At 46.9% G+C, this 26,474-nt stretch carries 23 protein-coding genes and 1 tRNA gene; 8 read left to right on the top strand and 16 right to left on the bottom strand.

The window, feature by feature from the left end; genetic code table 11:
- Positions 1-375 precede the first annotated feature (375 nt).
- Both B2633_RS08615 and B2633_RS08610 read left to right on the top strand, forming a co-directional pair.
- Positions 376-2,682, top strand: a complete 2,307-nt coding sequence (locus tag B2633_RS08615) for a M14 family zinc carboxypeptidase (protein ID WP_483170193.1) — start codon at positions 376-378, stop codon at positions 2,680-2,682.
- A 68-nt stretch (positions 2,683-2,750) separates the two neighbouring features.
- Positions 2,751-3,824 carry a DUF5050 domain-containing protein gene (locus B2633_RS08610; protein WP_483170192.1) on the top strand — a complete coding sequence of 358 codons (1,074 nt, stop codon included), beginning with the start codon at positions 2,751-2,753 and terminating at the stop codon, positions 3,822-3,824.
- A gap of 118 nt (positions 3,825-3,942) precedes the next feature.
- On the opposite strand, the gene B2633_RS08605 is transcribed toward B2633_RS08610, so the two are convergent.
- Positions 3,943-4,833: a CHAP domain-containing protein gene (locus B2633_RS08605; protein WP_483170191.1), complete on the bottom strand. Its 891-nt coding sequence runs from the start codon at positions 4,831-4,833 to the stop codon at positions 3,943-3,945.
- A 452-nt stretch (positions 4,834-5,285) separates the two neighbouring features.
- Between B2633_RS08605 and B2633_RS08600 the strand changes: the two genes are divergently transcribed.
- Together B2633_RS08600 and B2633_RS08595 are read left to right on the top strand one after the other, a co-directional pair.
- Entirely contained in the window at positions 5,286-5,372 is an 87-nt protein-coding gene (locus B2633_RS08600; protein WP_483170201.1) for a hypothetical protein, read from the top strand.
- A gap of 1 nt (position 5,373) precedes the next feature.
- A complete protein-coding gene (locus tag B2633_RS08595; protein WP_483170189.1) occupies positions 5,374-5,766 on the top strand; it encodes a transposase in 393 nt (130 codons plus the stop codon).
- A 193-nt stretch (positions 5,767-5,959) separates the two neighbouring features.
- Here the strand turns inward: B2633_RS08595 and B2633_RS08590 are convergent.
- The 5 genes from B2633_RS08590 to B2633_RS08570 all read right to left on the bottom strand — a co-directional run bounded on the left by B2633_RS08590 (position 5,960) and on the right by B2633_RS08570 (position 8,932).
- Positions 5,960-6,036: transfer RNA gene (locus tag B2633_RS08590), tRNA-Pro, on the bottom strand.
- A gap of 272 nt (positions 6,037-6,308) precedes the next feature.
- Positions 6,309-6,560 carry a hypothetical protein gene (locus tag B2633_RS08585; protein WP_483170188.1) on the bottom strand — a complete coding sequence of 84 codons (252 nt, stop codon included), beginning with the start codon at positions 6,558-6,560 and terminating at the stop codon, positions 6,309-6,311.
- Positions 6,561-6,635: 75 nt separating this feature from the next.
- Positions 6,636-6,893, bottom strand: a complete 258-nt coding sequence (locus B2633_RS08580) for a GIY-YIG nuclease family protein (protein WP_483170187.1) — start codon at positions 6,891-6,893, stop codon at positions 6,636-6,638.
- Between the two features lie 78 nt (positions 6,894-6,971).
- Positions 6,972-7,796 (bottom strand): pyruvate, water dikinase regulatory protein, encoded by an 825-nt coding sequence (locus B2633_RS08575; protein WP_481037652.1) that lies wholly within the window; start codon positions 7,794-7,796, stop codon positions 6,972-6,974.
- Between the two features lie 122 nt (positions 7,797-7,918).
- Positions 7,919-8,932 (bottom strand): S8 family peptidase, encoded by a 1,014-nt coding sequence (locus tag B2633_RS08570; protein WP_483170186.1) that lies wholly within the window; start codon positions 8,930-8,932, stop codon positions 7,919-7,921.
- A 580-nt stretch (positions 8,933-9,512) separates the two neighbouring features.
- On the opposite strand from B2633_RS08570, the gene B2633_RS08565 reads away from it, so the two are divergent.
- The 4 genes from B2633_RS08565 (at position 9,513) to B2633_RS08550 (ending at position 12,622) form a co-directional block, all read left to right on the top strand.
- Positions 9,513-10,694 carry a DUF763 domain-containing protein gene (locus B2633_RS08565; RefSeq protein WP_483170185.1) on the top strand — a complete coding sequence of 394 codons (1,182 nt, stop codon included), beginning with the start codon at positions 9,513-9,515 and terminating at the stop codon, positions 10,692-10,694.
- A 223-nt stretch (positions 10,695-10,917) separates the two neighbouring features.
- A complete protein-coding gene (gene minD, locus B2633_RS08560) occupies positions 10,918-11,739 on the top strand; it encodes a septum site-determining protein MinD (protein WP_481037649.1) in 822 nt (273 codons plus the stop codon).
- 12 nt (positions 11,740-11,751) lie between these two features.
- Complete coding sequence (locus B2633_RS08555) at positions 11,752-12,003, top strand: cell division topological specificity factor MinE (protein ID WP_481037648.1); 252 nt, start codon at positions 11,752-11,754, stop codon at positions 12,001-12,003.
- A gap of 4 nt (positions 12,004-12,007) precedes the next feature.
- Positions 12,008-12,622, top strand: coding sequence for a septum site-determining protein MinC (locus tag B2633_RS08550; protein ID WP_483170184.1), 615 nt, complete (start codon positions 12,008-12,010; stop codon positions 12,620-12,622).
- 222 nt (positions 12,623-12,844) lie between these two features.
- Here B2633_RS08550 and B2633_RS08545 read toward each other — a convergent pair whose 3' ends face one another.
- From B2633_RS08545 to B2633_RS08500, 10 genes are all read right to left on the bottom strand, one after another.
- Positions 12,845-13,711 carry a CoA-transferase subunit beta gene (locus tag B2633_RS08545; RefSeq protein WP_483170182.1) on the bottom strand — a complete coding sequence of 289 codons (867 nt, stop codon included), beginning with the start codon at positions 13,709-13,711 and terminating at the stop codon, positions 12,845-12,847.
- A complete protein-coding gene (locus B2633_RS08540; protein ID WP_483170181.1) occupies positions 13,711-14,646 on the bottom strand; it encodes a CoA transferase subunit A in 936 nt (311 codons plus the stop codon). Before B2633_RS08540 ends, B2633_RS08545 begins: the two co-directional genes overlap by 1 nt.
- Before the next feature lie 703 nt (positions 14,647-15,349).
- Positions 15,350-16,996, bottom strand: a complete 1,647-nt coding sequence (gene hcp / locus B2633_RS08535; protein WP_483170200.1) for a hydroxylamine reductase — start codon at positions 16,994-16,996, stop codon at positions 15,350-15,352.
- Between the two features lie 411 nt (positions 16,997-17,407).
- Positions 17,408-18,790, bottom strand: coding sequence for a sigma-54 interaction domain-containing protein (locus B2633_RS08530; RefSeq protein ID WP_481037643.1), 1,383 nt, complete (start codon positions 18,788-18,790; stop codon positions 17,408-17,410).
- Between the two features lie 83 nt (positions 18,791-18,873).
- Positions 18,874-19,653 (bottom strand): SDR family NAD(P)-dependent oxidoreductase, encoded by a 780-nt coding sequence (locus tag B2633_RS08525; RefSeq protein WP_481037642.1) that lies wholly within the window; start codon positions 19,651-19,653, stop codon positions 18,874-18,876.
- 185 nt (positions 19,654-19,838) lie between these two features.
- Complete coding sequence (locus B2633_RS08520; RefSeq protein ID WP_481037641.1) at positions 19,839-20,255, bottom strand: Zn-ribbon domain-containing OB-fold protein; 417 nt, start codon at positions 20,253-20,255, stop codon at positions 19,839-19,841.
- A gap of 2 nt (positions 20,256-20,257) precedes the next feature.
- On the bottom strand, positions 20,258-21,412 hold the full coding sequence (locus B2633_RS08515) for a thiolase family protein (protein ID WP_483170179.1): 1,155 nt from the start codon (positions 21,410-21,412) through the stop codon (positions 20,258-20,260).
- Between the two features lie 40 nt (positions 21,413-21,452).
- On the bottom strand, positions 21,453-22,361 hold the full coding sequence (locus B2633_RS08510) for an SDR family NAD(P)-dependent oxidoreductase (RefSeq protein WP_483170178.1): 909 nt from the start codon (positions 22,359-22,361) through the stop codon (positions 21,453-21,455).
- A gap of 254 nt (positions 22,362-22,615) precedes the next feature.
- A complete protein-coding gene (locus B2633_RS08505; RefSeq protein ID WP_483170177.1) occupies positions 22,616-24,247 on the bottom strand; it encodes a class I adenylate-forming enzyme family protein in 1,632 nt (543 codons plus the stop codon).
- A gap of 730 nt (positions 24,248-24,977) precedes the next feature.
- Entirely contained in the window at positions 24,978-26,306 is a 1,329-nt protein-coding gene (locus B2633_RS08500) for an SLC13 family permease (protein ID WP_483170199.1), read from the bottom strand.
- Positions 26,307-26,474 lie beyond the last annotated feature (168 nt).

The raw sequence follows: 26,474 nt of genomic DNA, 5'->3' as shown, positions 1-26,474 counted from the left end.
ATTCCATTTCGTTTTAACTTTTAATACAAAAGATTTCCTTGTATTTCATCCTGATCGGTCAATATAATTAAAATGCAGATTATGCCAAAAGCCGCTTCCCAACGAGGAGCGGCTTTTTATTGGTCCCAATCTGTATAGCTATATGTAAGAGCGACTTAAATGTATGCTAAATCAAAAATAAGGAGGTAAATATGAAAGGCATTTGAAAAAAACAATTATGCAGTTGTCAATCGTTCAGGCGAAAAACCTCATTGTTATAATGCAAGACAAGTAATACTTTAAACCACCATCGACCATCATATTACGGATTTTAAGCCGTTTCTTATATAAAGAAGCGGCTTTTCTTATGTCAAAAAACGAAAGGAGATTTTTCTTATGGCTACAATCGTATATGGAGGCCCTGGCAAAAAAGCATATGCTGCTATTGGCTCAATAGATGCCAGCGATCCTTATACCGTATTATGGGAAGAATACGGCTGGCGCTTTATTCAATATTCTGTCTCCACTCAGCAGGATAAAAGAGGATATATAGAAGGCGGTAGCGCTTCTGCTTGCCCTTCGGCTTATCAAGGCGGCGTTTTGGGAACTATGGACTCTCCTGAATTTGTTTATGGAGGGCCGGGAGAATCTGATTATGCTCAATTGGGATCGGTTTCCTCCAGTGAAAAAGTGACTGTTCTAATTGCCAATGATTCGGGCTTTGCGTTCATCGAATATCAAACCAGTACCGGAGCCAAAAGAGGCTATGTCAGATACAATACGGTCACAAGAGATACTACGACTGCATTAGCGAAAATGACCGAGGATGCAAATATGTATGCAGCCCCGTTCCTTTTTGGTGCCTCTTATGGCCTGCTCTATCAAGAAGAATTCGTTGTGGTTTTACGCTCCAATAGTTATGTGTGTTATGTGGAGTACAACACAACCACTGAACGCAAGCGAGCCTATGTATTTGCCTGGAAGCTGAATCGAATCAACACAAGTGCCAGTGTTCCAGCCTTACCCCTCTATGATGATAATTTCAAATATGGAACTGTAATGAGCAATTCTGTCGTTTACGGCGGTCCTAGCCCAGCCAATTATGCCGTCATCGGTTCCGTCGATTATTTAGAAATTGTCGGGGTAGTGCATCAGGAAGGGAACTATTACTTTACCGTCTATTCAACAGCGGCAGGAGCCAAGCAGGGCTTTGTCTTAGCCGATAATATCAACCTGGCTGCGGGCATTACCATCCCAGACAAGACCAATAGTTATACCGGCTGGGCAGATCTGACCAATGCACCGACTACGGTATATGCTGGCCCAAATCCAGATATATACACCACGATAGGTGCTGTGGCGGCAAATGAAGCAGTTACTGTTTTCTCAGGTGCTGAAAACAATTATTATCAAATTGAATATTCTACCGCGGCCGGCCCCAAAAGAGGATATATCCACACCAACAATCTTAGACATTACGATTTAGGCGGGTTGGCCATAGCGAATAGCCGCATTGTGGTTCATTATACGCCGGAACTCAATACTACTCCTGAATATGGAGCAATCGGCGCAGGAGAATTTGTCGTTATCTTAGAAAAGAATGATTCTGTCTGCTATATCGAATACAACACATCTTCCGCTAGAAAGCGCGGCTACACTGCTGCTTCTGGCTATATCTTTAAAAATATGTCCAATGTGCCTGCCTTGCCCGAACTTTCTTCGTCATTTTATATGGCAAACAGTAATTTAGCTGTATATGCAGGACCAAGCAATCAATATGCATCCGTCGGTTCCATTTCGCAAAATGAACCAGTGGTTCGCTTAAAGGAAAATGTGTATGGCTACGCTTATATCGACTATATAGGCAGTGGTATAAAAAAACGGGGCTATGTGCCAACAAGTGCGCTTTCGGTATATTATGCCGTTGTTATCCCCAGCTATTCTTTCCCGAATGTCTATAGTGCGGTCTATGGTCAAAGTGGTGCCGGCCGAGATTTGGTTTATTATCGTATTGGAACCGGCAATAAACATTTAATTTTAAACTTTGCCATTCGTGGATTTGAGGATAACTGGTATTATGATGGTATGGAGCTGGTGAATCTAGCAGGCTCAGTTTTACAGATGTTATCAGACAATTTTTCTACTCTAACAACAAATGGATGGTCAGTGTTTGTCATCCCAAGTTCAAACCCAGATGGTTTGATTGACGGGACTACCAATGACGGTCCGGGACGTTGCACTACGTACCGCTATGGCAGTACCAGGGGAGTTTTGGTGCAAGGCGGTGTCGATGTAAACCGGAGTTTTGAACCTTTTGAGGTGATGACGAGCAGCAGAAACTATACCCGTCCGGAAGCATATTGGTGTAAGGAATCAGAGGCTTTAAGGGATTTTATCGCAAACAATAAATCAACTGCTGGTACGAATGTTTTCATTGATGCGCATGGATGGACTCAGCAAATTATCGTGGTAGGAGGCAGTGCTTCTTCTTTAGGAAATATCTTTAAGAATTATTTCCCCAACAATTCTTATGCAGATTTAAGTTCAGCGAAAGGCTATGTAGCCCGCTATGCCCATTCATTAGGCATGAATGCCTGTTTGTTTGAATTCCCAGGCGATGTCGGCAGACCGGGCGATTTGATTCTCAAAGGTTATGATTCGGCTTATAAACAAGCCATTATGCAGATCATTTCTCAATTCTAGCTTATTTGCTGCAGCACCCTTTCCAAAAGGGTGCTGTGGTAATACATAATTTGTTAAGGAAGCATGATATGAAAAAATACCGATCAATGATCTTGATAGCAATATTTGCTCTGCTCATCTCGATTTCAGGCTGTCTCAATACAAATTCCGAAAAGCTGCAGGGCAATGTGCCCGGCAATAAGATGGCTTTAGAAAGAGAAGGGGTGCTGTATTTTGTATCTCCAGATATGCATACCGATTCTTATGCAATTTATCGTCAAGCAGGCGATGATGTCCCTGTAAAAATTCTTACCGGTTCTTTATTGCCTGATCGCGGGATCGGCATATCCGGCGATTTTTTATATTACATAAAAGATTACCCTTATACCTTATACCGGATTAATGTAGCCAATCAAAGCGCAAAAGAAGAAAAGATTATTGAAAATGCCAGCAGCTTCAGCTTATATGATCATCGGCTTTTTTACTGGAATCCACAGGACAAGTTTATTTATACATTGGATATAAGCGAGGGCTTTCCTAAGCCGCAGGCATTGAATCAAGTAGAGCCTTTGTTTTTGATGGAGGCTTATAAAGATGAGGTTTTATATATTACAGGAGATTTTAAGCAAGCGACTGACGGGAATAATTATTCTCAGCAGTTATGGCGGATGAATGATAAGGGAGAATCGCAGCTTCTTTTAGAAACATCACACCTGGATCAATGCCGGCCTTATCAGGATTACATTTATTACTTGAGTAATAAGGAAATTTGGCGTATCGATGCAAATGGCGAAAACCAGATGAAAATTTATTCTCCTGATGATGATGCCAGCGTCCGGTATTTTATTGTTTATAAAGACCGGATTTATATATTGGAGCAAGCCCCGGGACTATATTATTTTAGATCCGTCAATTTAGCCGGGAAGGAACGGCAGACTATTTATAATTACCGGCCTCCTGAAAAAGACTTCAATGGGGTGATAGAATATCTAAAACTTATAACGTTCAACGTTACTGAAAAGCACCTGTTTTTGGATGGGTATTCATTCTTCAGCGGAGCGCATCTCATAACCCGTATCCCTATAGCTGGTGAAGCTGATCAGAAATTTGAAGAGGTGCTCTTGAATGGCCACTGGATAAACTCTGAAGTTTATGTCCAATAGGTTAAGAAATACTAAGAGAGCACGAAGGGTTTTAGAGGAGACTTTTTCTGGAGAAGTCATTTGCTCCGGCACATAGATCAATAGCTTCCAGCGTACGCCGGAAGCTATTGATCGTAGTTTATAGTACAAGGTACCCATTCAGGGTTTTTCCGTGTAATGTAGAAAAGCTTGCCGTGGAAACCGTCTTAACACGGCCATCATCATACGAAGGTGTGTTATCGCCATCCCAATTTGCCTCAGTATAGTAGACAGTAGATCCCACAACGTCTTCAATGAAGACGACATGCCCATTAGTGCCACCCGAAAAACTGGCCACCGCATTTTTCATAGGAGTTGCTGTACTGGATTGTTTGCTTGAATACCCGCCATTGGCATTTGCATACCAGTTTTTAGCATTATTATCTCCGCTGAAAGTTATGGACCTGCCGCACTTTTCCAGAGCCCTTCCCCAACAAAACCAAGTGCATTGACCGGCCAGAGTAGGATTTGACTGGTAATACCAGTTCTGGCTATAGTAACAAGATCCGTTAATGTTCATACCGGGCGGATACTCACCCAGAATCAGATCGGTGACAGGTGCTGTAGATAGGTACCCGGCGTAAAAATATGCTCTCTTCTTTTGTGAGGTGCCGGTAATGGCATACTCAATAAACGCATAGCTGTTAAACATCTGACCGGTATAAAAGACCGTTTCCCCTCTTGAAACGGAACCGGCGGCCACATATCCAGTTGACGCAGGCCCGGTGTAAGTTGTGCCGCTGGTATTCACATACCTGGTAAGGTTCTGATTGGTGATCGTCGGCACCGACTCGGTAATGTTTACCGTGCTAGTGGGAACGTAGCCTCTTTTCTTATTGGTGGTACCGGTAACACTGTACTCAAGGTGCACCCAATTCCCCTCTATCCAGATGGCGGTTACAGTTTCGTTTTGAGAAACGCTGCCCACCGAGGGATAGGTGCTGGTGCTGGGACCGTAATAGACGGTCTGTGCGGATTTCATGGTCGACATGATTATCACTCCTTATTTTTGATTTGTCTTGCAAGACTACCTGATAAGGAGACAATCAATGCTAAAATGTAAACACTATGCTTAAATAAAAAGAGGATTGTTTTTGCTGTAATCCTTTTGCGCTATAAGCGGATGAAGCTTGATTTAATTCAAGTTTCTCTTAATTTGGTTTCGTAATTACATGGTCAGAGTGTCCGAAAAGCCAGCCGCAAAGATGGAATCAGATATAATTGATATATAAGTAAATACATCGGGAGGTCAGAGATGGGCTATATACAAGGAGAAGACCGCAGCCAACCCCAACTTTTCCCTGCAATCCGGGAAGAATTACTGGACCAGAACAACCCGGTAAGAGTCATCGATGCCTTTGTGGATAGTTTGGATATCGCCGCCCTGGGAATCACCCATGCCAGGCCCGCCAATACCGGTAGGCCCCTTATCATCCCAGAGACTTGCTTAAGCTCTACATCTGCGGCTATTTTAACCGTATCCGCTCCAGCCGCAGATTAATGAGAAACCTACGAAGCTTACCTGCATGAATTGCAAGCAACCGGTGAAACCCAAAAGCTGACTACCGATCCTGAAGCCCGGATGATGAGAACCAAAGACGGCTTTGCCTGCTGTTACAATGTACAAGCTGTGGTTGAGCAAACCAGCCACTTGATTGTCGATTATGAAGTAAGCAACTCCCGTAACGATTGCAACTCCCTGGCGCCTATGGCGCAAAAGGCGAAAGCGGCGCTGGAGACGGATACTCTCCATGTTCTCGGGGATAAGGGATATGATGACCGACAGGAGATCGAACAATGCGTCATGAACGAAGCTGCGATTATGCTTGTCAGAGCACCCGTTTGGCACTGTCAAGTGGTATCATGGCGCTCACTATCTGCTATGCAAAGGGATAAAAAAGGCCACCGGGGAACTGGGGCTTAGTTTTCTTGCCTACAATCTGCGGCGAGCTATCAATATGGTAGGTGTTCAGAAGTTAATAGAGGCCATGGGCGGGTAGACGCTCTCTTTTTTTATTTTCTAGGCAAAAAACATGCAAAAAAAACATTTCCGACGGAGAAACACACCGATCAGAAATGCTTGAAACCCGCGTAATTGCGGGTTTTCAGACAAATTATGGTCGGGATGACAGGATTTGAACCTGCGGCCTTCTGGTCCCGAACCAGACGCGCTACCAAGCTGCGCTACATCCCGAAAAAATTATATTTTCTGTCTCAGCGGATTATTTAGATAATCTTGACGCAAACAATATTGTACCTCATAAAGAACAGATATTCAAGGAAAACTGCTTTTTACCCCATATTGGGTTTGGCTTGGACTTATCAGCTCTGCGCTTCTGAAAGCAGGCCCGGTTAACGCACAAATCCCTCCCCAGATAGGCGTATCGGGAGGGATTTTCAAGATCCGTATCCTGTTTGCAAAATCCTGCCTTCAAATTATTGTTTGGGTTGGAAGTAATGATCAATCTATGGTTCAAATCCATATTGCCGCTGAATATTTACAATTTCTGACGACCACGCCTGCACCTTTTCTTTTACCTCGTTATCTTTGACTTGATCCACCACCAGAACCATATCGTCCCCGATTTCAACAGCGATGTTATACCCGCCCCGGGCAGTGTCACCGCTGACTATCAGGCCTTCATATTCTTCCTTTGACCACAGGCCGTTTTGCAGGAAGCTTTCACGGTTCATCACCATACCCTTATTAACCTGCATATAAAAACCTCCTTGATAAGATTATCTTCATTTATCTTCTCCAGGAGGTTTTGTTTCTATGTAATCTGCTGAATATCAGGGCTTGTTAGTTATTTTTCCGTTTAACAGAGCCTCTTTGGCAGATTTTTTCATAGCCTTAATGGCCCGCTCTCGTTTAAGCGCGCTGGATTTGTCAGGATATTCTTCCACATGAACAAATTGAACTGGCCGGCGCCCGCGGGTATATTTGCTGGCTGTGCCCTGGTTATGCTCCTCCAATCGCCTTGATAAATCAGTGGTATAACCGGTATAAAGGCTGTTGTCATTGCATCTTAATATGTAGACAAATGGCATAGTGCTCCCCATGATGAAGGGACAGCGCAAATCATTCCGCTGTCCCTAAAGAATTTGGATTATAGTTCTGTCCCCGGTTTAAAAGCGGTGATGGGTAACTTTCAGGGGCAATTGGAATTTATGAGTAATAGTATTGGCAATCTGTTCGATGTCAGCCAGGGTTACGTCAATGACAATGCATTTGAGTTTGGAATAAATCTGGTAGGCATGATCAAGTTCTTCGGCCACCAGTTCATCAATGCTTTCCATATCAACGGGCTGATCAAAGCTGCGCATTCTCTCCCGGCGGAGTTCAGACAGGGTCTCCAGGTCTATAGTTAAGCCTACCATCGCCTTCTTGCCTTTTAGTTCAATGATTTCTTTTGGAATCTCCGTATCCATGACAATCGGATAGTTGGCCACCTTTATGCCGACATTGGCCAGGTGCATTGCCAGAGGAGTTTTTGAGGTTCTCGGCATTCCCAGTATGATCAAATCAGCTTCAGCCACTGTGTCCAGATTCTGCCCATTGTCATGCTCTATGGTATATTCGATGGCCTTCATGCGATTAAAATAGCTGTCGTCCATCTTATGCGTAAGTCCTGTTATGTAAGCAGGCTTTAATCCGGTCTTAGTCTCCACAACTTCAAACAACGGCGCCATGACGTTTACAACAGTTACACCTTTCTGCTCGGCCTGTTCGTCAAGATAGCAAGACAAATCAGGTTTCACAATGGTATAAATCACTATTGCGTCTTCTTCAACAGCCTTATTGATGATCTCATCAACCTGTTCCTTTTTGGTAACCCTGGAGAAACGGGTAATACTGCGATCAACTTCAAATTGGAGCATAGAAGCTACTGCGATTTTTTCAGCAGTCTCCCCGACCGAGTCGGACACAGCAAAAATGTGAAGTTTAACCATAACAACGCCCCCTTTGATGCCGATTTCTATTAAGTCCTCTGTTATATCTATATTCTATAATCCCTCTAATAACTCCTTTTTCTTGGTTTGCTATTTCTGGGCTTTACAGTAATTGGAAATTCCTAGCTCCAAATTTCCAATATGCCAGTTCCTTTGCCGTCTGTTTCTTCCGCCCAGCGGTTATCTGTGCAAAGCAAGTTGCAAATCTCCATTATGTCCGCACAGACCAGCTTGCCCTGGGAAAAGGGGGCTTCAACAAAAAAGACCTCTTTATTGTTAACCAGGTAGCGCCGTTCGCCTACCTTTATTCTGATGGCCTTTCCTCCGGCAGGGTCGAAGCTGAACAAGCCATAGCCATAGAGGTGGTCGAACCCTGCTGCGCCAAGATCAATAGCCTGATAGTCCAGTATATTTCTTACTGTCTGAGCATCTGGATTACTGCCGAAGCGCTGCTTCCAACGCGAATAGATCAGGGCGGCCGCACCGGAGATGTGCGGTGCCGCCATTGATGTACCGGATAGATTGATATAGCGGTTTTCCGGATAGGTGGAATAGGTATCAACCCCGGGAGCCACAACATTGATACTGCTGTTGGAGTTGCTGAAATTGGCGATACCTGTAGAAAGGTCAATAGCCCCTACCGCAACCGTTTCAGGATAATAGGCCGGGTAGGATACCTCGTCGGTATTTGGATTTCCATCGCCGGCATTGCCTGCTGCGCAAATAACTGTTATGCCCTGGCCTACGGTTTTGATTATCTCGGCGTGCAAGGTCGGGTTTGGCAACGGGCCGCCTAAGCTCATATTGATGACATCAACCTGTTCTCCGCCAGGTCCGCGCCAGTTGCGGGCCCAGGCCAGGCCGCGGTTAATATCGCCTATGGCGCCGCTGCCATCTGCATTTAACACCTTGATGGCGAGCATCTTGCATTCCGGGGCCACTCCCAGGAGCTTGCCATTGGCGCCGATGGTTCCGGCTACATGAGTACCATGGCCATTGTCATCCATATAATCCTTGACCCCGCTGACCATTGAAATCCCGCCGATCATATTCGGAGCCAGATCCGGATGGCGATAATCTACGCCGGTATCGATAATCGCGACTACTGCCCCTTTCCCCCTGGTACTTGCCCACATTTTCCGGGTTGCGAGCAAGGCCACCCCCGGCGGGGCTAAGCCCTGGACCGGCAGTTCTAAACTGCCGAATATTCGTTTGCTGATTGGTTTAACAATCTGTATAGAGCATCCCTCCCATGCTCTATACTAAGCAGGAAAGAGCAGGATGTTTCCAAATCAGATTTATCATACATTAATTGGTCATTTGTTAAATATATAACTATTAGATAGGAAGCGTTAACAAATCATGATATTATATTAATAGACATAGAATCTGGGTGGGTGATCTCTATGAGTCCTGGCGCAGCTGTTGCAGTGGTCATCGTTGCCGTATGTCTTGGCCTGAGTATCGTGGCCGCAGTAATTGGAGTTTTCTTGTTTCAAGGATTCAAATGGTGGGATAAATTTTAGCCCTGCACCCAATGCAAGTCCAAATCCGGGGTGGCATGATAATGCCACTGTTTCTGTTTTTAGGCCACAAGTTTAATAGGACTAAATAACAATTTCACGATTTACGTAAAGGCCCCTTAAGAACATATGTTCTTAAGGGGCCTTTTGTGCTATTCTATATTCAACAAATAATACAGGAGATATAAATGGAATGAAAACCGGTACTGCCAACCTTCCTCTCCATGGCGGTCAGTGTCCAGCCTGGCTTTTTGGGCACATGAAAAGGCTTTGCCAGACCCTGATCGAGGTGATCATTGAGGAGTGCGGTGTAGACGAAGTCCTGAGGCGCTTGTCGGATCCCTTCTGGTTTCAGGCCCTGGGGTGCGTAGCAGGCTTCGATTGGCATTCTTCCGGGCTTACTACTACGGTATGCGCAGCTATCAAAGAAGGTCTGCAGCAAATCGGCCCGGCAGCCGGGCTGTTCTGCTCAGGAGGCAAAGGAAGGACTGCCCGCCAAACCCCCGCTGAGATTCGCAGACTGGCTGACCGGCATCCTCTGGCAATCGATGCCGAACAGTTGGTTTATGCCAGCAAGATGGCGGCCAAGATTGATAGTTCGGCAGTACAGGACGGCTTTCAAATCTATCACCACTTTTTTGTTTTCAACTGGGAGGGCCGCTGGACAGTTATTCAACAGGGCATGAACCAGTCCATAAGAGAGGCCCGGCGTTATCACTGGCTGAGCGCTCAAATGCAGTGTTTTACCGAGGAGCCACAGGCAGCGGTCTGTGGCGACAGTACGGTCGAGACCCTTAATCTGGTTTCTCAGGAGAATCAATCACTTAACCGTTTGTGTGCCGACCTGAGCCGCGAGGCCCCGCATCTTTTAATACAGGAATTTAAGTCGATAATCAGCCGCTCCCGCAGCATCAATCTGCCCAACCGGCACAGTATCCCATCTACGGCTTATCTAAATAAGGCCATACAAGCAGCCTACGAAATGCAGCCCCAAAATTTCGAACAGCTCTTACAGGTGCCAGGGGTGGGGGGCTCCACTCTGCGCGCGCTGTGCCTGGTAGCTGAAGTAGCCTATGGAGCCAGGCCCAGCTATACGGATCCGGTCCGCTATGCCTTCGCTCACGGCGGTAAGGACGGCTTCCCCTTTCCGGTCAACCAGGATGACATTGCCAATTCGTACCAGACACTGCGGAGAGCCTTACTCAAGGCCAAACAGGGCCGGCGGGAACAACTTCATGCCTTGCGCAACCTGGCGGCCTGGCATAGCGAAATGGTACAGGTAAAGGCCACCCCTCAATCGCGGGAACGCGCTCCTTTGCAGCCCGGCAACCGCTCCAATCAGCTCGCCCCAATGATTCAGCCCGGGCTGTTCTGATATCCATTCAAAACTAACCAGACCGTAAGCATCTGCCGGATAATAGCATATCATCATGATTTTAGGGGATTAACCGGGATTGACATTTGGATTGGCAATCAAGTATATAAAACCTGGGCTAAATATGGAGCAGCAGTTTATTATTGGTACCATTTCCATTACAATAAATCCAATGGTGTCTTATTTTGTCGCAAACAGCAAGTCAGAGAGGAGACACATGAGTATGACAGCAGGTTCTGAACAGCATCAAGTGCTGGTGGTCGCCTCTGGTAAAGGCGGGGTTGGCAAAACCACTACAGTTGCCAATGTCAGCTGCGCCCTGGCCAGGATGGGACTCCGGGTTGCGGTCGTCGATCTGGATATCGGCCTGAAAAAACTTGATTTAATTATGGGATTAGAGAATCGTGTGATTTATGATATCGTCCAGGTTATTGAAGGGGAGTGTACATTAAAGCAGGCTCTGGTCAAGGATAAGCGCTTTCCGGGTCTGTATATGCTGCCGGCGGCACAGACCCGCAACAAAGATGATATCTCCCCGGACCAGGTTAAAGGGGTTTGCTCCCAGCTCAAAGAAGAATTCGATTATGTCCTGGTGGACTGTCCGGCCGGGATCGAGCAGGGTTTTCGCAATGCCATTGCCGCTGCGGACCGGGCTATAGTGGTCACCAACCCGGAGGTTTCCGCAGTGCGTGATGCGGATCGGATCATCGGCATGCTGGAGTCGAATGGTTTTCAGGATATCAAACTGATTGTCAACCGGGTGCACTGGGATATGGTTAGAAACGGGGATATGTTGAGTATAGAGGACGTGGCCGAGCATCTTTACGTGGATCTTATCGGAGTTATTCCCGAAGATCAATATGTGGTGGTTTCTACCAATAAAGGCGAACCGATAGTCCTAAATGACAAATCCAGGGCAGGAGCAGCTTTTGACAATGTGGCCAGACGTATTGTCGGTGAAGAGGTTCCCATACTCCCCCCGCAGGAACCGTCTTGGTGGGGCCGCATCAAAAATTTCAGCCGTGGCATATTCTCCGGTCACTAAGGAGGGAAGGTTGTGCTAGGTATATTCGAAAGGCTATTTAACCGCTCCGGTGCTTCCAGCCGCGCTCAGGCCAATCAACGCCTTCAGGTGGTTTTGGCGCAGGATCGTTGCGCTGCTTCGGCGGATATGCTTCAAATCATCGGCAATGATGTAGCCCGGGTGGTGAGAAAGCACCTGGAAATCTCAGGGGAACCGCGGATTCACATGCTGCGCCAGGGACGCCAGACCGTGATCGATATAAACATCACCGTAAAAGCGAGGTAGTTAAGTGGATCCACTTACCATAAAGGGTCTGAATAATACCTTGATCCTGGTATTTAACAAGGATCAAGGCTATGAACAGTATTGCCAATACTTAAAAAAGCGCCTGGAGTCAAATCCCAAGTTATTCTGGGGCTCACCGGTGGTCTTTAAAGGGCCGGGGTTAAAAACTCTGGCCTACAATGACCTCATCGAACTTCAGAAGCTGTGCCTGGATCATGGTATGGTTTTAGACAACATGCACAACTCCGCAGCCGCGCCGGTTCAGCGCGATGTATTTCTGCGCCGTCATATTCGCAGCGGGCAAACTGTACATGCCGACGGTTCAATAGTGGTATGGGGCGATGTTCACGAAGGGGCCGAGCTTTACGCAGGTTTGGACATCGTGGTCCTGGGAAAACTGACGGGCATCGCCCATGCCGGCTGTTTCGGCAATACGGCCGGCATCATATTTACTCTGGAATTGGCCGCCCGACAAATCCGCATTGCCCAGATCAACGCGGCCTTTGAGGGCCCGCCGGGTTCCGGCCCTACAGTAGCCTTTATCCAACAGGGAGCTATACATACCAAAAGCTATCGTACCAAGGAACAGGTGCAGCTGTCCTTTACATCCAACGCCTGAAAATCCGTCAATCCGGCCCCGGATTCGAATGGCCTTTTCTTGTTTTCATCTCCTTAGAAAGGTTTTTCGAAATGTTCGGGGTTTTCCCGCTGAGGCCGGCCCATACGTCAAAAGACCTTGCTTGGGGACGCAAATGAGTAAGGGGGACGCTTCTTTCGACTCATTCGCGATTCAAAAGAACATCCCCCTGATCCAAACCGTTCCGCTATGCGTCTTAATGATTTACAAAACCAACCGGGTTGCAGAGTACCCCTTCTTTAGCGCTTGATAATAATCGTCGAAAGGCTCCACATCACCTTTCATTGTCTTAGTCCCCAAAACAGTACCCAGAGGATCCAATTCATTCATTATTTTGATCTGCTCCTCTGTCGGAGGTTCCAATACCGTTAACTGCGGGGATACTTTCAAGTCCCAATCGATCAGTTCTTTAATCTCTTTTATCGTCTCCCCTGGATAGATGGCGTCCAAATACATTTCTTTGCTTACCTCATCAAATTTAAACAAGCCGCGGTCGGTCACAACTGCAACCGGCCCTCCTCCCAGGAGGCCCGCCTTTTTCCTTGAATCATAACCGGTTAAGTGCCCCGGACTGGTGTTAAAGTCTATCTTCTCTACAAACTTGCCTTTCTGCAATCGCATCACAATGACCGTGCGCGGGGCCGAAGAAGCAATATCATTGGCGCCGCCGCTCCCCGGCAGCCTGACCTTGGGGTGATCGTAACTGCCGTCTTTGCCAAATATGGTGGTGGTGTTTAAATTACCGTATTTATCACATTCCGCTCCGCCGATAATTCCTACCGTAACAAAACCGCGCTGCAAGTCACTGAAAATCCGGTTCATGGAACCGGCAACCAATGCGTTGTCGGTGGTGGGGGAATCCGATATCGTCCAGGGCATGCGGCGGGTCTTGGCTCCAACTCCGCCGCCTTCATAGGCCAGGATCACATCCGGCGCATGGGTTGCGGACGCAACTGCTCCTGCCATCAGCGGAATGCCCACCCCTACGAAGGCCACATCGTCATTGCGAATTTGTTTGGCGCAAACAACCGCCATCATTTCCGAGGCTGAATATTTCTCAGCGTATTTCATTACAATACTCCCTCCCTCGTCCGAGCAATAATCTCCGGTATCATGCAGTTGTCCTGTTCCATTTCCTGGAGTTTGGCCAGGCGTTCACGCCCTACTTTTTCCAGGTATTGTTCATGGTTGTCTATACTGTAAACCCATTCATCCAGCCACTGTAAAACGCCTTCCCTGCTTTTGGAAGCCTTAATGAATTCCTGACGGAAGGGATTATCCATCCAATAGTAGCCGGTAACAGACAGCGGGTGGCAGCCAAATGGCACTTCCACCACTGCGGACACAGCATACTCCGGTATCACGGTCATGTTGGGGAGCTTGCGAATCTCGCTGGTGGGCACAATCTCTTCACAAGTTATGACCACATTTTTGGAGGCTTTGGCGGCAAAATCGTCGTTGCCCAACATCCCCCATATCTGACAGTTGCCGGCCATGTCGGAGCGTTGCACATGAATAAAAGTAACGTCAGGTGTAGCGGCCGGCACCAGGGCTATCGGACCAGTACCGTATGGGTCGTCTATGACTTTTATGTCCGGATTATATTTAATAATGTCGCTTCCCAGGAGCGACTTGGTGGGGAAAAACGGGAGTCCCATAGCTCCGGCCATCAGGCGCAGCCCGGCGCTATAGTTGGAGTAAGGTATCATTTCGATATGATTGGGAATCCCTTCCTCAACTGCGCGACGGATATTGTAACCCTGCCCGACTACCCCGATCCAAATATAGGCTGCTTCGATGCGGCTGAAACATCCGGCTGCGACCAGCAGCTCAATGGGATCAGTAGTGGTGTCGGTGATATAGGTCATGTTCTTGCGGCCCTGCCTGATGATTTCATGGGCGACAGCCAGTGGTTCGCGGGCGCATATACTGGCTATGTTGAGCGAACAACCGTCAAAAACATACTTGCTGACTGCTTCTTTTAAAGTCATCCGTTTATCTATCAATTGCTATTCCTCCTCGGCAAATACAAATATTCCACCTCTAATAACCCATATCTCTGGCAATAACATATTAAGCAATAACTATGCCACCCCACCTATAATCGGGGTTGTTTTGCAGCAATTTTCCCGGCTTGCACAGCCCTGCAGCCCGCTCTTCGCCGTATGAATGCATTTCGATATCGAAATTTAGGGAATCTTGGGCCCCATTCAACCGCTATAGGTTTCATGCCGACGCGTTGAGGTGATACTCCTTTTTTCACATATCCAGCCTTATAGGGAGGAGATCGATTGTATTGCTGTCTTTACAGGTGTCAATATATCCGGACGTTATTTCCCTTCAAACCACTTCACCAATATGCCCTTTGGGGCTGCATTTGATTCCGCAGCGTGTACCGCAGGAAAGCCTAAACGCAGCCTGTCTTGCCCTGTCGCTTTATGAATCTCTTGTTATCAGGCGGGATTATTATATAAAAGCAGGGATAAGCGTTATTAACGCATGTGGCTCCGGATGGATGCCGGTTCGAAGGGAACACCATGTACCTTAATAACATTCGATATGCCAACCCGAGGCTTAGTGATGCTGAGGGTGCAACCAGGAAGAGGGAGATTTAGAATAAAGCAGCGACGCATAAAGCTTTGCGGAGGTCAGTCCCTGACGTTGACAGAAGCTGTTTTATAGTCAACGGTCAGGGCCAGACCCTCACCATTACTCAGCCATAAACATGGCTATGTCGTCATCAACCGTAGTAATACCTTTAATCCCGAACTCTTCGGCAAATATTTGGGCAACATTTCGAGATAGAAAGGCCGGCAATGTAGGACCCAGGTGAATATTTTTCACGCCCAGGTACAATAAGGCTAACAGTACCGTGACCGTTTTTTGCTCAAACCAGGCGATATTATAAACAAAGGGAAGCTTATTTATATCGTCCAGCCCCATGATAGCCTGGAGTTTCAATGCCAAAACCATTAATGAATAACTATCATTCAATTGCCCCGCATCCAGTACTCTGGGTAAACCTGCAGCATTGCCTAATTCCAGTTTGTTAAAACGATATTTGGCACACCCCGCAGTTAAGATTACCGTGTCCCCGGGAAGCTTACGGGCAAATTCGGTATAATATCGTCTTGACTTCAATAAGCCGTCCCAACCGGGCATAAAGAAGACTTTCTTTATGGTTCCGGAGTCGATAGCATCAGCCAGTCGATTGGCCAGGGCAGCCAATTGATGGCGCGCATAACCGCCTTCTATGCTTCCGGACTGAATCTCCTCAGGCCCGGGAAGGGTTTTAGCCAGCTCGATCAAGGAGGAGAAATCCTTTTTCCCGCCGACATCGGGCACGATATGAGCACACCCCGGGAAGCCCGAAAAACCGGTTGTAAATACTCTGGTTTTAAGTTCTTCCTGCTTTAGAGGCATAATGCAGTTAGAATTAAACAGGATCGGTCCATGAAAAGATTTAAACTCTCCCGCCTGCGTACACCATGAGTTGCCATAGTTTCCTGCCAAATTGTCACAGGTTTTGAAGGCGGGATAATGATGGGCTGCCAGCATGTCGCCATGGGTGTAGACATCAACACCTGTTCCCCTGGTCTGCTCAAGCAATTGTTCCAGATCGGTCAAGTCATCTCCAGATATCAATATGGCCGGATGATTTCGCACCCCGATATTAACCCGGGTTATTTCCGGATGGCCGTATTTTGCTGTGTATGCCTGATCCACGAGGGCCATCGCTTTCAAGCCATATTCTCCGCTCTTTAAAGCCAGCGCAACCAGGTCGTCGCTTGAAATACAGTCGTCCAGCGTAGCAGCCAGGGCTTCGTAAATAAAGGCATAGATTTGAAAGTCCTCTTTTCCAGCATGTAAAGCCTGGTCCAGATAAGCTGCCATCCCTTTTACGGCATATATGATGGTTTCTCTTAAGGAGCGTAAATCCTCATCTTTGGTGGCCAATACACCAACCAGGCGAGCTTTATATAGCATGTGCTCTTTGGCATACAGCCTGGACCCGCCGGGGTTGATTTCAAATATGGCGGCGTCATGGAGAGCAGTCGCGTCGGCCCCTTGTCTTAATTTATTTCTTAAAGACATCATTTCTTTTATCTGTTTTTCAATTGCCGCACCATCAAAATTGGCGTTGGTTAGAGTCATGGAAAGACTGCGTAAAACTTGAAGATTTATTTCCGGAATATTGCCAATATCGATCTTTCCCTTGACTACAATCTGCGCGATTCCCTTAATGGCGTAAACCAGCAAATCTTGCAGCCGGGCGATCTGATCGTCCTTGCCGCATAGGCCCCGAATAGTACAGCCTGCATTTTTAGCAGCCTCCTGGCATTGATAACAAAACATGCTTTGGGTCCACTCCGAGGTATTAACATTGGATATGCTGCCGCCCGGCCTGCACAGGCGCAACTTTCACTGGCATTCGTAACACTTTATAGACATAGCCATCCTCCTTAATAATGCAACCTAATGATTACGATCATAGATTAATCGGCTAAAAACCTGGTTCGAGCCAAATACTCTAAAAAATCAAAAACTATGGAACGTTATACAACCTCTAACAGTCCATAGTTATTGACTTTTTATTCAGTATGATATGATGCCGGCCGCTCTTATTACCTTTAGTTGTCTAATTCGCCGGTTTGCTCTCAAAAAACGGATCTATCTTGACCGGTTTAATTAAGGTGTCGGACTGAATCTTGATTGCTGCAAATGTTATTCAGATTCAGCCCCGGCATTAATCAACAAACTTAAGGCTTATCCCAATCCAGTGCCTTTTAATTTGTCATAAAATGTGGAGCGGCTGATGCCTAGCATTTTAGCAGCTTTAGTTTTGTTCCCGTTGCACTTTATTAAAGCTTTTTCAACGATCTTCTTCTCTTCTACCAGAATGGTGTTGCGATAATCATCTTCAACAAAAGGACTGTGAATATCTTGATCGTCAGTAAAAAGATCTGAAGGCAATTGATTGGGTTCAATGACAGCCCCTACATGCAAGTTCATGATTCTTTCAATGCAATTTTCCAGTTGTCTGACATTTCCAGGCCAGGAATACTCGGTGATAACCTTCAGGGCCTCCGACGAAAATGTCTTTTCCGGAATTCCCAGTTCCGAACTAAAGTGAGTAATAAAAGCTTTGGCTAACGGAAGGATATCGTCCTTTCTTTCCCGGAGCGGGGGTATCTCCAACGTAATAACATTCAGGCGGTAATAAAGGTCCTCTCTGAATTTACCCTCCGCAATCAATTGACGCAAATTCTTGTTGGTTGCGGCAATAATTCGCATATCAACTCTTTTGGACTCGGTCCCACCGACTCTTTCTATTACTTTATCTTGTAACACGCGCAGTAATTTGGCCTGCATGGAGAGCGGCATATCGCCTATCTCGTCCAAAAAAAGCGTGCCTTTGTCTGCCAGTTCAAATTTTCCGGGTTTTCCGCCTTTTTTAGCCCCCGAAAAAGCCCCGTAGTCATAACCGAACAATTCTGATTCCAGAAGATTATCGGGAATTGCGGCGCAATTAACTTTAATAAACGGCTCATTTCTGCGTTGGCTAAGATGATGAACGGCATGGGCAAATAATTCTTTGCCGGTTCCGCTTTCACCGATGATAAGCACAGTAGCACTGCTATGAGCAGCTCTGCGGGCAATTACTTTGAGTTCATTAAACCTGTCATTCCAGGACAAAATATTTTCCAAAGCATATGACCCGCTATTGGATTTTTCTAATTCTTTTTTATAATGCTCTACCTTGCCTTCCAGCAATCTAAGCCTTCTGATCAATTCTTCGATCTCTTTCCGGCTCTGAAAAGAAATCTTCTGAATTGCGCCGACAGACTCCCCTTGATCGTTTATTACAGGAGCGCAAGATACAATCATCTTCTGATCACGGATGACCTGAATCCCATCAAAGCCTGCTTGCCCGGTTCCGGCAATCTCGTGTAAAGTTGTGTTTTCCATCAATTCGGTTATATGCTTGCCGATAACTTCATCACCATCAACATTGAAAAAAGCAGCCAGTTTTTCGTTTATTAATGTTACGCGTCCTTTTTTGTCTACAATTACGATCCCCAGATAAACTATCTCAACCAGCGTCAGTAAAGTTTGTTCGACATCCTCGGTACAGATACGAGATTTCATATATTCTAATCCTCCTCTCGAGAATACGCACATATATCATCCCTGTAATGTACTTGCTAAGTTGAACTAGCAGTAATAGCCTGTTATCTTCCGAATCCGCCGCCATCCACGGGCAAAACCGCGCCGGTGGTGAAGCTGGAGGCTTCGGAGGCAAAGTAAAGCGCCGCTCCGATTATTTCGTCCGGTCTTCCGCCCCGCTGAAGGGCCAGGGTATTTTCAAATTTCTTGTTTACCGCTTCCATATCCCATGCCTTGGAAATATCGGTTAAAAAGGGTCCCGGCATAATGGAATTGACCCGTACTTTGGGCCCGTAGGCTATGGCGAAAGCACCGGTGAGCGCGTTCAGGCCGGCCTTGGCAGCGGCATAAGGAGTCTCTTTGGGTGTGGGTCTGACTGCCGCGACACTGCTGATGTTTATAATCGACCCGCCTTCGCCTTCGGCCATGCGGCTTCCCACCAATGCGCAGAGTCTAAACGGTCCTTTCAAATTAACGCCCATAACATTGTCCCAATACTCCTCGCTTACGTTAACCAGAGAGTCATAAAGCGGGGACATGCCAGCGTTATTCACCAGCACGTCTACTTTGCCGAAGTGCTTGTACGCAGTATCGACAAGATCATTGATCTGATCCCAGCGTCCAACGTGGCAGGCACATGAAAGGGCCTGCCGGCCAAGTGCTTCAACCTCAGCAACTACTTGCGATGCGGCCTTTTGGTCGCGCTCCGAGTTACGGTCAACTACTATTATGTCAGCTCCGGCTCTGGCAAAGGCCAGGGCCATTTCCCGTCCCAGGCCCCGTCCGCTGCCTGTGATCATTGCCACCTTGCCAGCTAGTGAAAATATTTCCTCCGGCGACTTCATTCAACTACCTCCTAGATATGTTTAAATTATACTACAACTGTAGGCTGTTAAATATATATTTCGACAAAATGCGACGATATTCATAAGCCCCTCATGTTCAACTCTACTGAGATTTAAAACTCCAGCCCGGGGCCTCAAAGGGAATATGATAAGAGCACATTATCATATTCCCTTCAGGCTATTAATTATTTGCTTATTTTGAACTGAGGCTTGCTTATCTTATCGTCAACATGTTCGAAAACAACATCCATTTCCATGCCGATACTGAGATCTTCCGGCTCACAGTCAACGACGTTGGCGATAAACCGGACACCGGGAGCATCATCTATTTCTATACAGGCGACGATAAAAGGTATTTTTTCTTTAAATTCAGGAAAAAAGGCCTTATGAACCACGGTCCAGCTGTACAATTTGCCTTTGGGCGAGACTTTGGCCCATTCAAATTCGCCTTCACAGTCAGGGCAGATGATGGTTGGATACCACTGCCAGCCGCCGCAATTTTTACAGCGGGGAAATTTCAATTCCTCATTACGGCAGCCTTCCCAAAATGGAACTAAAACCGGCCACTCAATGTCAGGCAAAAGGAAATTCTCTTTATCCATGCTTAATTACCCCCTAGAATCAATGTACCCTGGAACCATCCTCCAAAACCTGACACCAGAGAAACTTCCGCGTCTTTTACCTGAGCCAATCCAGCCTCACCTCGCAGTTGTTTCACGGCCTCTATGACGTGGGCCATTCCGTACATATAACCCTGGGATAATAATCCTCCATGGGTATTGAGAGGCAGCTTCCCGTCAAGGGATATGACTTCTCCGTTGCCAATAAAACGGGCGCCTTCTCCCTTCGGGCAAAATCCCAGGTCTTCAAGTTGGAGTATGACATTGATGGTAAAGGAATCGTAGATTTCCAGAACATCGATATCATCATGGGTAACCCCCGCCTGCGCAAAAGCGCTCGGAGCCGTCTGTGCCGCCGAAGTCGTCAGCGGGTCTGGAGTCTGCGTAAAGAAAAACGGGCTGGCCGGGTTTAGCCCCGCCGCAGCAATACCTAGCACTGTAGCGGCAGGACGCGCCAGATCTCTGGCCCTCTCTTCGGTGGTTAAGATCAGGGCAGCTGCACCGTCGGTCATTACACAGCAGTCAAAGAGGCGTAATGGTTCGGCCAGCAGCGGTGAGCGGAAATAATCTTCCACGGTCATAGGTTTTCTCATCTGGGCATTGCCGTTGAGAATCGCATGTTTGCGGGTGTTCACCGCTATCGCTGCCTGTTGGTTCTCAATGTTTCCATACAGCTTCTGGTAACGGTTCGCTATTGAACCGAAATATACCGGCTGCGGGAAAAACCCGAAGGGCATTTCACAATTTCTTTTATAAAGGTCTTCTTGATGTATTCCCCGGGGTGAGGATTTTTCGGGTTCTGACACCTGATTGGCGCCTATATAAAGGAGGACGTAATTGGCCTTTCCGGTCTGCAAAGCCAGTTGGGCCAGTTCAATGGCATTTACCACGCCGGCACCGGCATCCATGCCTGCAATGGCTCTAAATCTCAGATTGGCATGAGTATAGAACTCAAACTCGTTAATATGAAGCTCAGTCCGGATTCTGGGTAAGACGACCCCATCAATATCCGACATCTTTAGCCCGGCATCATGTACTGCCCGGTACGAAGCCTGGAGAAGAATCTCTGTGGACGTCATGCCGGAATTACTGGAATAAGTTGTCTCCCCGACGCCAACTATGGCTGTTCTTGGGTTCATATCGTTAACCTCCAATGGTTTTACTGCCCTGGCTCAATTATTACACCAATGGATCATAGGGGAAAACATCAGCGGAAATCTCCAGCGGATAGAAGCTATTCTTGACCGCGGGTACGAATATTTCGCCTATAGTCTCCGGGGTCCAGCCGTTATCCAGGTGCATATTGCGAATGGGACGAATTTGCGAGAACAGGGTAATTTCATTGCCTCTGACTCCAAATATCTGGGCGTTCACTTCCTGAGCCTGGTCACTGGCCAGATATACTACCAGCGGCGCAATCTTGTCAGGAGTCATGCGTTTGAACTTCTCAACCCGGGCTTGTTTGGCAGGATCATCGGTCTCAATGGTGCCCACCAGCCGGGTATAGGCAAAGGGACAAATCAAATTGGCAGTCACATTGAATCTTTCCAGATCCAGGGCGGTATTCTTGGTTAACCCGACGATACCCGCTTTAGCAGTTCCGTAATTAACCTGACCTACCTGGCCGATTAAACCGGTGGTTGAGGTAAAGTTGATGAAACGGCCCGACTTCTGTTCTTTCATATGGGGCGCAGCAGCTCTGGTCATTGACCATGCGCCTTTGATATGCACTCCTATGACGGCGTCAAATTCTTCCTCGCTCATTTTGAAGAGGATGCGGTCCCGGAGAATTCCGGCATTGTTAACTACAATATCAATTCTGCCGAAGTTCTTAACTGCGTCTTCTATGATCTTTTCAGCTGCCGACAGCGAAGCAACAGACTCAAAGTTGGCTATTGCCTGACCCCCTGCAGCTCTGATTTCCTGGGCGACTTCTTCGGCGACCATCTGGTCTACGCCTTGACCGGTAGTGTTTCCGCCCGGATCATTAACAACTACCTTGGCTCCATATTTGCCAAGAAGCAGGGCAATTTCTCTGCCTATGCCCCTGCCGGCACCGGTAACTACAGCTACCTTATCTTTAACCATTACATTTACCTCCCGAAATTCTAATACTTAGTTGCCATCAAATCTTCCAGCCTCATATCCCCGGTATAAAGCACCGATGTCATCATCCAATTCCAGTTGATATATAATAAATGCTCAAACCAATACTTCCATAAATACAATATATATTGCTGCCGGCTTCATCAGGCATTAGATGAAAGACATCGGATGCTTATTCCCGGGAGTAGGTCATAGTCAATTTCATATATGACTAAATTACCGGTTAACTAAAAAAATCACACGATTTTGGCTTCCGCCGCCTTGATAAAGGGCGCCATTTTGCCAAGTTCAACCTTGCCGTTGGAATTGATGGGGAAATCTTCAAATGGCATAATTTCAACCAGGTTGGGAAGCTTAAATCCGGACAGATACTGTCTGCAGAATTCTCTCAATTCCTCACCGGTGATTTTGCCTTCTTCTGTAAGAGCAACAAAGGCTATCGGGGTTTCACCCCATTTAGGATGCTTGGCGCCGACCACAACCGCTTCCTTAACTAATGGATGCATTTTAAGGGCGCGTTCGATTTCCGCGGGATATACGTTTTCGCCGCCGGTTTTAATCATATATTTAACCCGGGTAACAAAATCCAGAGTTCCGTCAGGATTGCGTCTTAAACAGTCTCCAGTGTGGAACCAGCCATCATAGAAAACCTTTTCATTTTCTACCGGGTTGTCCCAGTAACCACTGAACATCATCGGCGTGCGGATAACCAGCTCGCCCACTTCGCCGTCCGGCACCTCGTTGCCGTCGGCGTCGAGAAGGCGAACCTCGCAGGCCAGGCCTTCAGCTTTTGATAATGCGTTGTATTTAGCCCCAATGGGAATAACATTGTTGGAGAAATTATGAGGCCCGATTTCAGTTAAACCATAAGTATTCAAATAAGGTGCGTTCAAAAGGGTGGTCAGTTCTGCCATTTCTTCTACCGGAACCAGGTCGGCCATGGAGCCTACCGCTTTAACGCCAACAATTTTGGCGTCTCTCTTCTTGATCTCTTTAATAAGGCGGTCCAGCATGCCAGGGGCCATAGCCAGCCAACCGATTTTGTTCTTGGTGATTACATCAACATATTTTTCGGCGCTGTAGCCGTCATGGAATATTACTTTACCACCGAAAGAATGGGTGGCAAACATCTGGTCAACTGAAGCTACATGGAAAAAAGCGCCCCGGGCGATAAAATTGTCGTCCTGGTCTACTTTCAAAAGCCGTTGATATTCGGCCATATTGTACATGACTCTCATTACTGACGAGCGCTGGGAAATGGTTGCGCCTTTAGGTCTGCCAGTTGTGCCCGAGGTGTAAACGATAAAATAGGCGTCTTCTTCGTGCAGTTCGATGCCGGGTTCTTTGGTGTCTCCCTCTTCAAGGAGTTTGGGGTACTCATAGGTTGGTAATGAAGTGAAACCGGTTTCCCCCATATCATCCAACAGAATGATCCTCTTAACAAAAGGCATGTTGGGCAGGATGTTCTTAAACTTTTCAAAATATGGCTTCGCAACAATAATGGTCTCCGGTGTGATAACCTCGATGGCTTCCTGCAATTCCAATTCAGTATAACGGTCGTTGCAGAATCCGATAATCCCGCCGATTTTTGCTACCGCGTACATAATCTGAGCACATTCCACCCGATTGCCCGACAGGGCGGATATGCGCTGACCGCGTTTAATGCCGATCTTGTCCATACTGTTGGCTAATCTGTTAACATCCTCGTTCAATTCTTTGAAGGTCCATTCCCGGCCTTCCCACTCAACCGCTATACGGTCTGGTGTTAACTTGGCCTTTTTCTTAATAATGTCGCCAACAAATTTCTGTTTAGCCTGCCACATCTTTTCTTTGATTGGCCCGGGATCAAAGTTAGGTTGTAAACTCATATATCGTTCCTCCTCTGCCACATGCCCGAGGCATATGGGTTTTCTTCACCTGGCGTTACAAAGTCCTGGAATTAAATCGTACGATTAAATTGTACCCATTGGGCTACAGTTGCTGCGAAAAAGTCAAAACAGAGCTATATATCCCTCCTCACAAATATATTTGGGGGGTTCGGCAACCTTTATCAGTTTTATTAGCAATTATTGTGCCACTAGGATTTTATCGGCTCTGTTCTTAAAAACATTTTTTATCTATTAAAACAAGATCTTGCCAAACAGGCATTGATGCAGCTTTCAAATGGGCGCTTATCAAGCTGTTGGCACTCGTTTTCCTTATATTATTGATCAGCTCTCTCAAGTAAATTCCATCGGTAGGATAGTACTTGTATAATATTGCGGACACTCATCCTACATTCAGGACACATTGGACATTGCCGGGCTTTACCCGGATAATGCAGCAAGATGGGGGAAAAAACCTTTAGGCCCCTCACTCACCCCCCCGTCAACAGGCCAATGTCTGTCAACTTGCTCAAGCCCCTTTCGAGGATCTCCAGCGAAACTGCCACAATCTTATTCCCCGGGCGGGGCCTCGGCCTCATTCAATCTGAGCGTTTCACTCTTCCCGGCGCCAGCCCGCTTTAATACCTCCCTGGCTTGTAAGGCCATAAAACAAGAGGGGTTCCAGCTTAAACCTGAAACCCCTCTTGCTATGACTGGAGGCTGGGATTACTGCTTACATAAGGCCAAGCGCTCTCCAGACCGGAACGCTTGCCCACCAGCCGAGCAGGTTGATGAACAACCAGGCGGTGGCATAAGGCAGCGTCCTTTTTTGGTCGACCATATTCCTGGAGGAGGTTCGCGCCGTAACGTAGACAATGTTTTGGAAATCGAACATAAAGATGTTTCCGGAGATGTAAGTGATCAATACAATGAGCAGCCCGTTCATGCCCGCCGCATTGGCAAGACCTGATAAAACGGCATAGACCACAATTGCGATTGTGAACTGGGATAGGATAAAGAAACGCAATATATAGGTGACCACAACGATAGCCAGGATAAGCAGATAGGTATTGGCAAACAGGGGGCTAAGGATGGGATCAAGGATGCCTTGCAGCCAAACATTGATTTTCAGCGTACCAATCAGGGCGGCTACAGAGAAAATCAAGAGCATGTAAATCAGATCCGACCAGGGAACCGCCGTAGCAACGTCTTCTTTTTTGAACAGCCCGGCGACAGCATAAAGACAAAGGCCGGCGATGGCTATCAGGGAAGCATCCACTTTATGCCAGGTCTGCGTCATCCACCCTAATAAAATCAAGGCTAAAATAATGCCGGCGATTTTTTCATTGGCACTCATGGGGCCCATTTCTTTAAGGACATTTTTGGTATAACCCTTGGTCAGCTGAAGTTCTTTTTCGGGCTTGTAGGCTATCATGATGAAAATGTAGGATAGCACGATCATGGTGAGCAGCCAGGGCAGACAAGTCTGAAACCAGCTTACCCAATTGAAAAAGGCCTGTTGGTCTTTGGGTATTAATCCCAGCAGCATAAAGACGGCGAAAGAACCGCTGTAAAATGCATAACCCAGCAAACCTGCCGAACACCACTGCGCCTGAAATAGCCCGGCCGCGCCTTTGCTGCCCTTTTCATAACCCATCTCGTTGGCCATGGAAGCCGTGAAGGGCGCGAAGATTGACATCTTGGCCAGGGTAGAAGGGATAAGAGGACTAATTACGATACCTGATACGAACAAAGCTGATATCTGCCCCCGGAAAGATTCCGGGAACAAGCTCAAAATAAATAGGGCGATTCTCTTCAGAAGACCGGTTTTGGCCATAACAGCCGCGATCCCGAATGCGGGTATAATCAGCCATATCGATGTTCCTGCAAACGGACCGAAAACGGTGGTGAAAGTACCTACGTTAAAAATTACCAGGAATAAAAGGGCAATCAGGGATATCATCCACTCGGGGAGGGCTCTCAAAACCATGGCCAGCATAGCGCCTATAAAAATACCCATGAAACGCATTGCTGCCGGTCCCAATGTGGGAGGAGGGGTCATCATGCATATATAAAGTCCAATTGCAAAGCTGATTGCGAGCTTAATGATCGCCGGGGTTGTAAGAAGTTTTTCTCTTTGCTCCATATCATTCGCCTTCCCTTAATATATTTTTAAGTAATCGCAGAATTAACATCCTTAACGATTGGTCAAATCAATGACAGGTTTGAT

The organism is Syntrophomonas sp. UBA1041, from assembly GCF_002316705.1.
Lineage (GTDB): Bacteria > Bacillota > Syntrophomonadia > Syntrophomonadales > Syntrophomonadaceae > DTU019.
The sequence above is the reverse complement of the archived record's forward strand: the minus strand, read 5'-3'. Positions and strand labels throughout refer to the sequence as shown.

What these genes read in the sequence shown, in the direction of transcription:
- B2633_RS08615 (WP_483170193.1), top strand. Translation starts at nt 376, where the DNA reads ATGGCTACAATCGTATATGGAGGCCCTGGCAAAAAAGCATATGCTGCT.
- B2633_RS08610 (WP_483170192.1), top strand. Translation starts at nt 2,751, where the DNA reads ATGAAAAAATACCGATCAATGATCTTGATAGCAATATTTGCTCTGCTC.
- B2633_RS08605 (WP_483170191.1), bottom strand. Translation starts at nt 4,833, where the DNA reads ATGTCGACCATGAAATCCGCACAGACCGTCTATTACGGTCCCAGCACC.
- B2633_RS08585 (WP_483170188.1), bottom strand. Translation starts at nt 6,560, where the DNA reads ATGCAGGTTAATAAGGGTATGGTGATGAACCGTGAAAGCTTCCTGCAA.
- B2633_RS08580 (WP_483170187.1), bottom strand. Translation starts at nt 6,893, where the DNA reads ATGCCATTTGTCTACATATTAAGATGCAATGACAACAGCCTTTATACC.
- B2633_RS08575 (WP_481037652.1), bottom strand. Translation starts at nt 7,796, where the DNA reads ATGGTTAAACTTCACATTTTTGCTGTGTCCGACTCGGTCGGGGAGACT.
- B2633_RS08570 (WP_483170186.1), bottom strand. Translation starts at nt 8,932, where the DNA reads ATGTGGGCAAGTACCAGGGGGAAAGGGGCAGTAGTCGCGATTATCGAT.
- B2633_RS08565 (WP_483170185.1), top strand. Translation starts at nt 9,513, where the DNA reads ATGAAAACCGGTACTGCCAACCTTCCTCTCCATGGCGGTCAGTGTCCA.
- minD (WP_481037649.1), top strand. Translation starts at nt 10,918, where the DNA reads ATGACAGCAGGTTCTGAACAGCATCAAGTGCTGGTGGTCGCCTCTGGT.
- B2633_RS08545 (WP_483170182.1), bottom strand. Translation starts at nt 13,711, where the DNA reads ATGAAATACGCTGAGAAATATTCAGCCTCGGAAATGATGGCGGTTGTT.
- hcp (WP_483170200.1), bottom strand. Translation starts at nt 16,996, where the DNA reads ATGTTTTGTTATCAATGCCAGGAGGCTGCTAAAAATGCAGGCTGTACT.
- B2633_RS08530 (WP_481037643.1), bottom strand. Translation starts at nt 18,790, where the DNA reads ATGAAATCTCGTATCTGTACCGAGGATGTCGAACAAACTTTACTGACG.
- B2633_RS08525 (WP_481037642.1), bottom strand. Translation starts at nt 19,653, where the DNA reads ATGAAGTCGCCGGAGGAAATATTTTCACTAGCTGGCAAGGTGGCAATG.
- B2633_RS08520 (WP_481037641.1), bottom strand. Translation starts at nt 20,255, where the DNA reads ATGGATAAAGAGAATTTCCTTTTGCCTGACATTGAGTGGCCGGTTTTA.
- B2633_RS08515 (WP_483170179.1), bottom strand. Translation starts at nt 21,412, where the DNA reads ATGAACCCAAGAACAGCCATAGTTGGCGTCGGGGAGACAACTTATTCC.
- B2633_RS08510 (WP_483170178.1), bottom strand. Translation starts at nt 22,361, where the DNA reads ATGGTTAAAGATAAGGTAGCTGTAGTTACCGGTGCCGGCAGGGGCATA.
- B2633_RS08505 (WP_483170177.1), bottom strand. Translation starts at nt 24,247, where the DNA reads ATGAGTTTACAACCTAACTTTGATCCCGGGCCAATCAAAGAAAAGATG.
- B2633_RS08500 (WP_483170199.1), bottom strand. Translation starts at nt 26,306, where the DNA reads ATGACCCCTCCTCCCACATTGGGACCGGCAGCAATGCGTTTCATGGGT.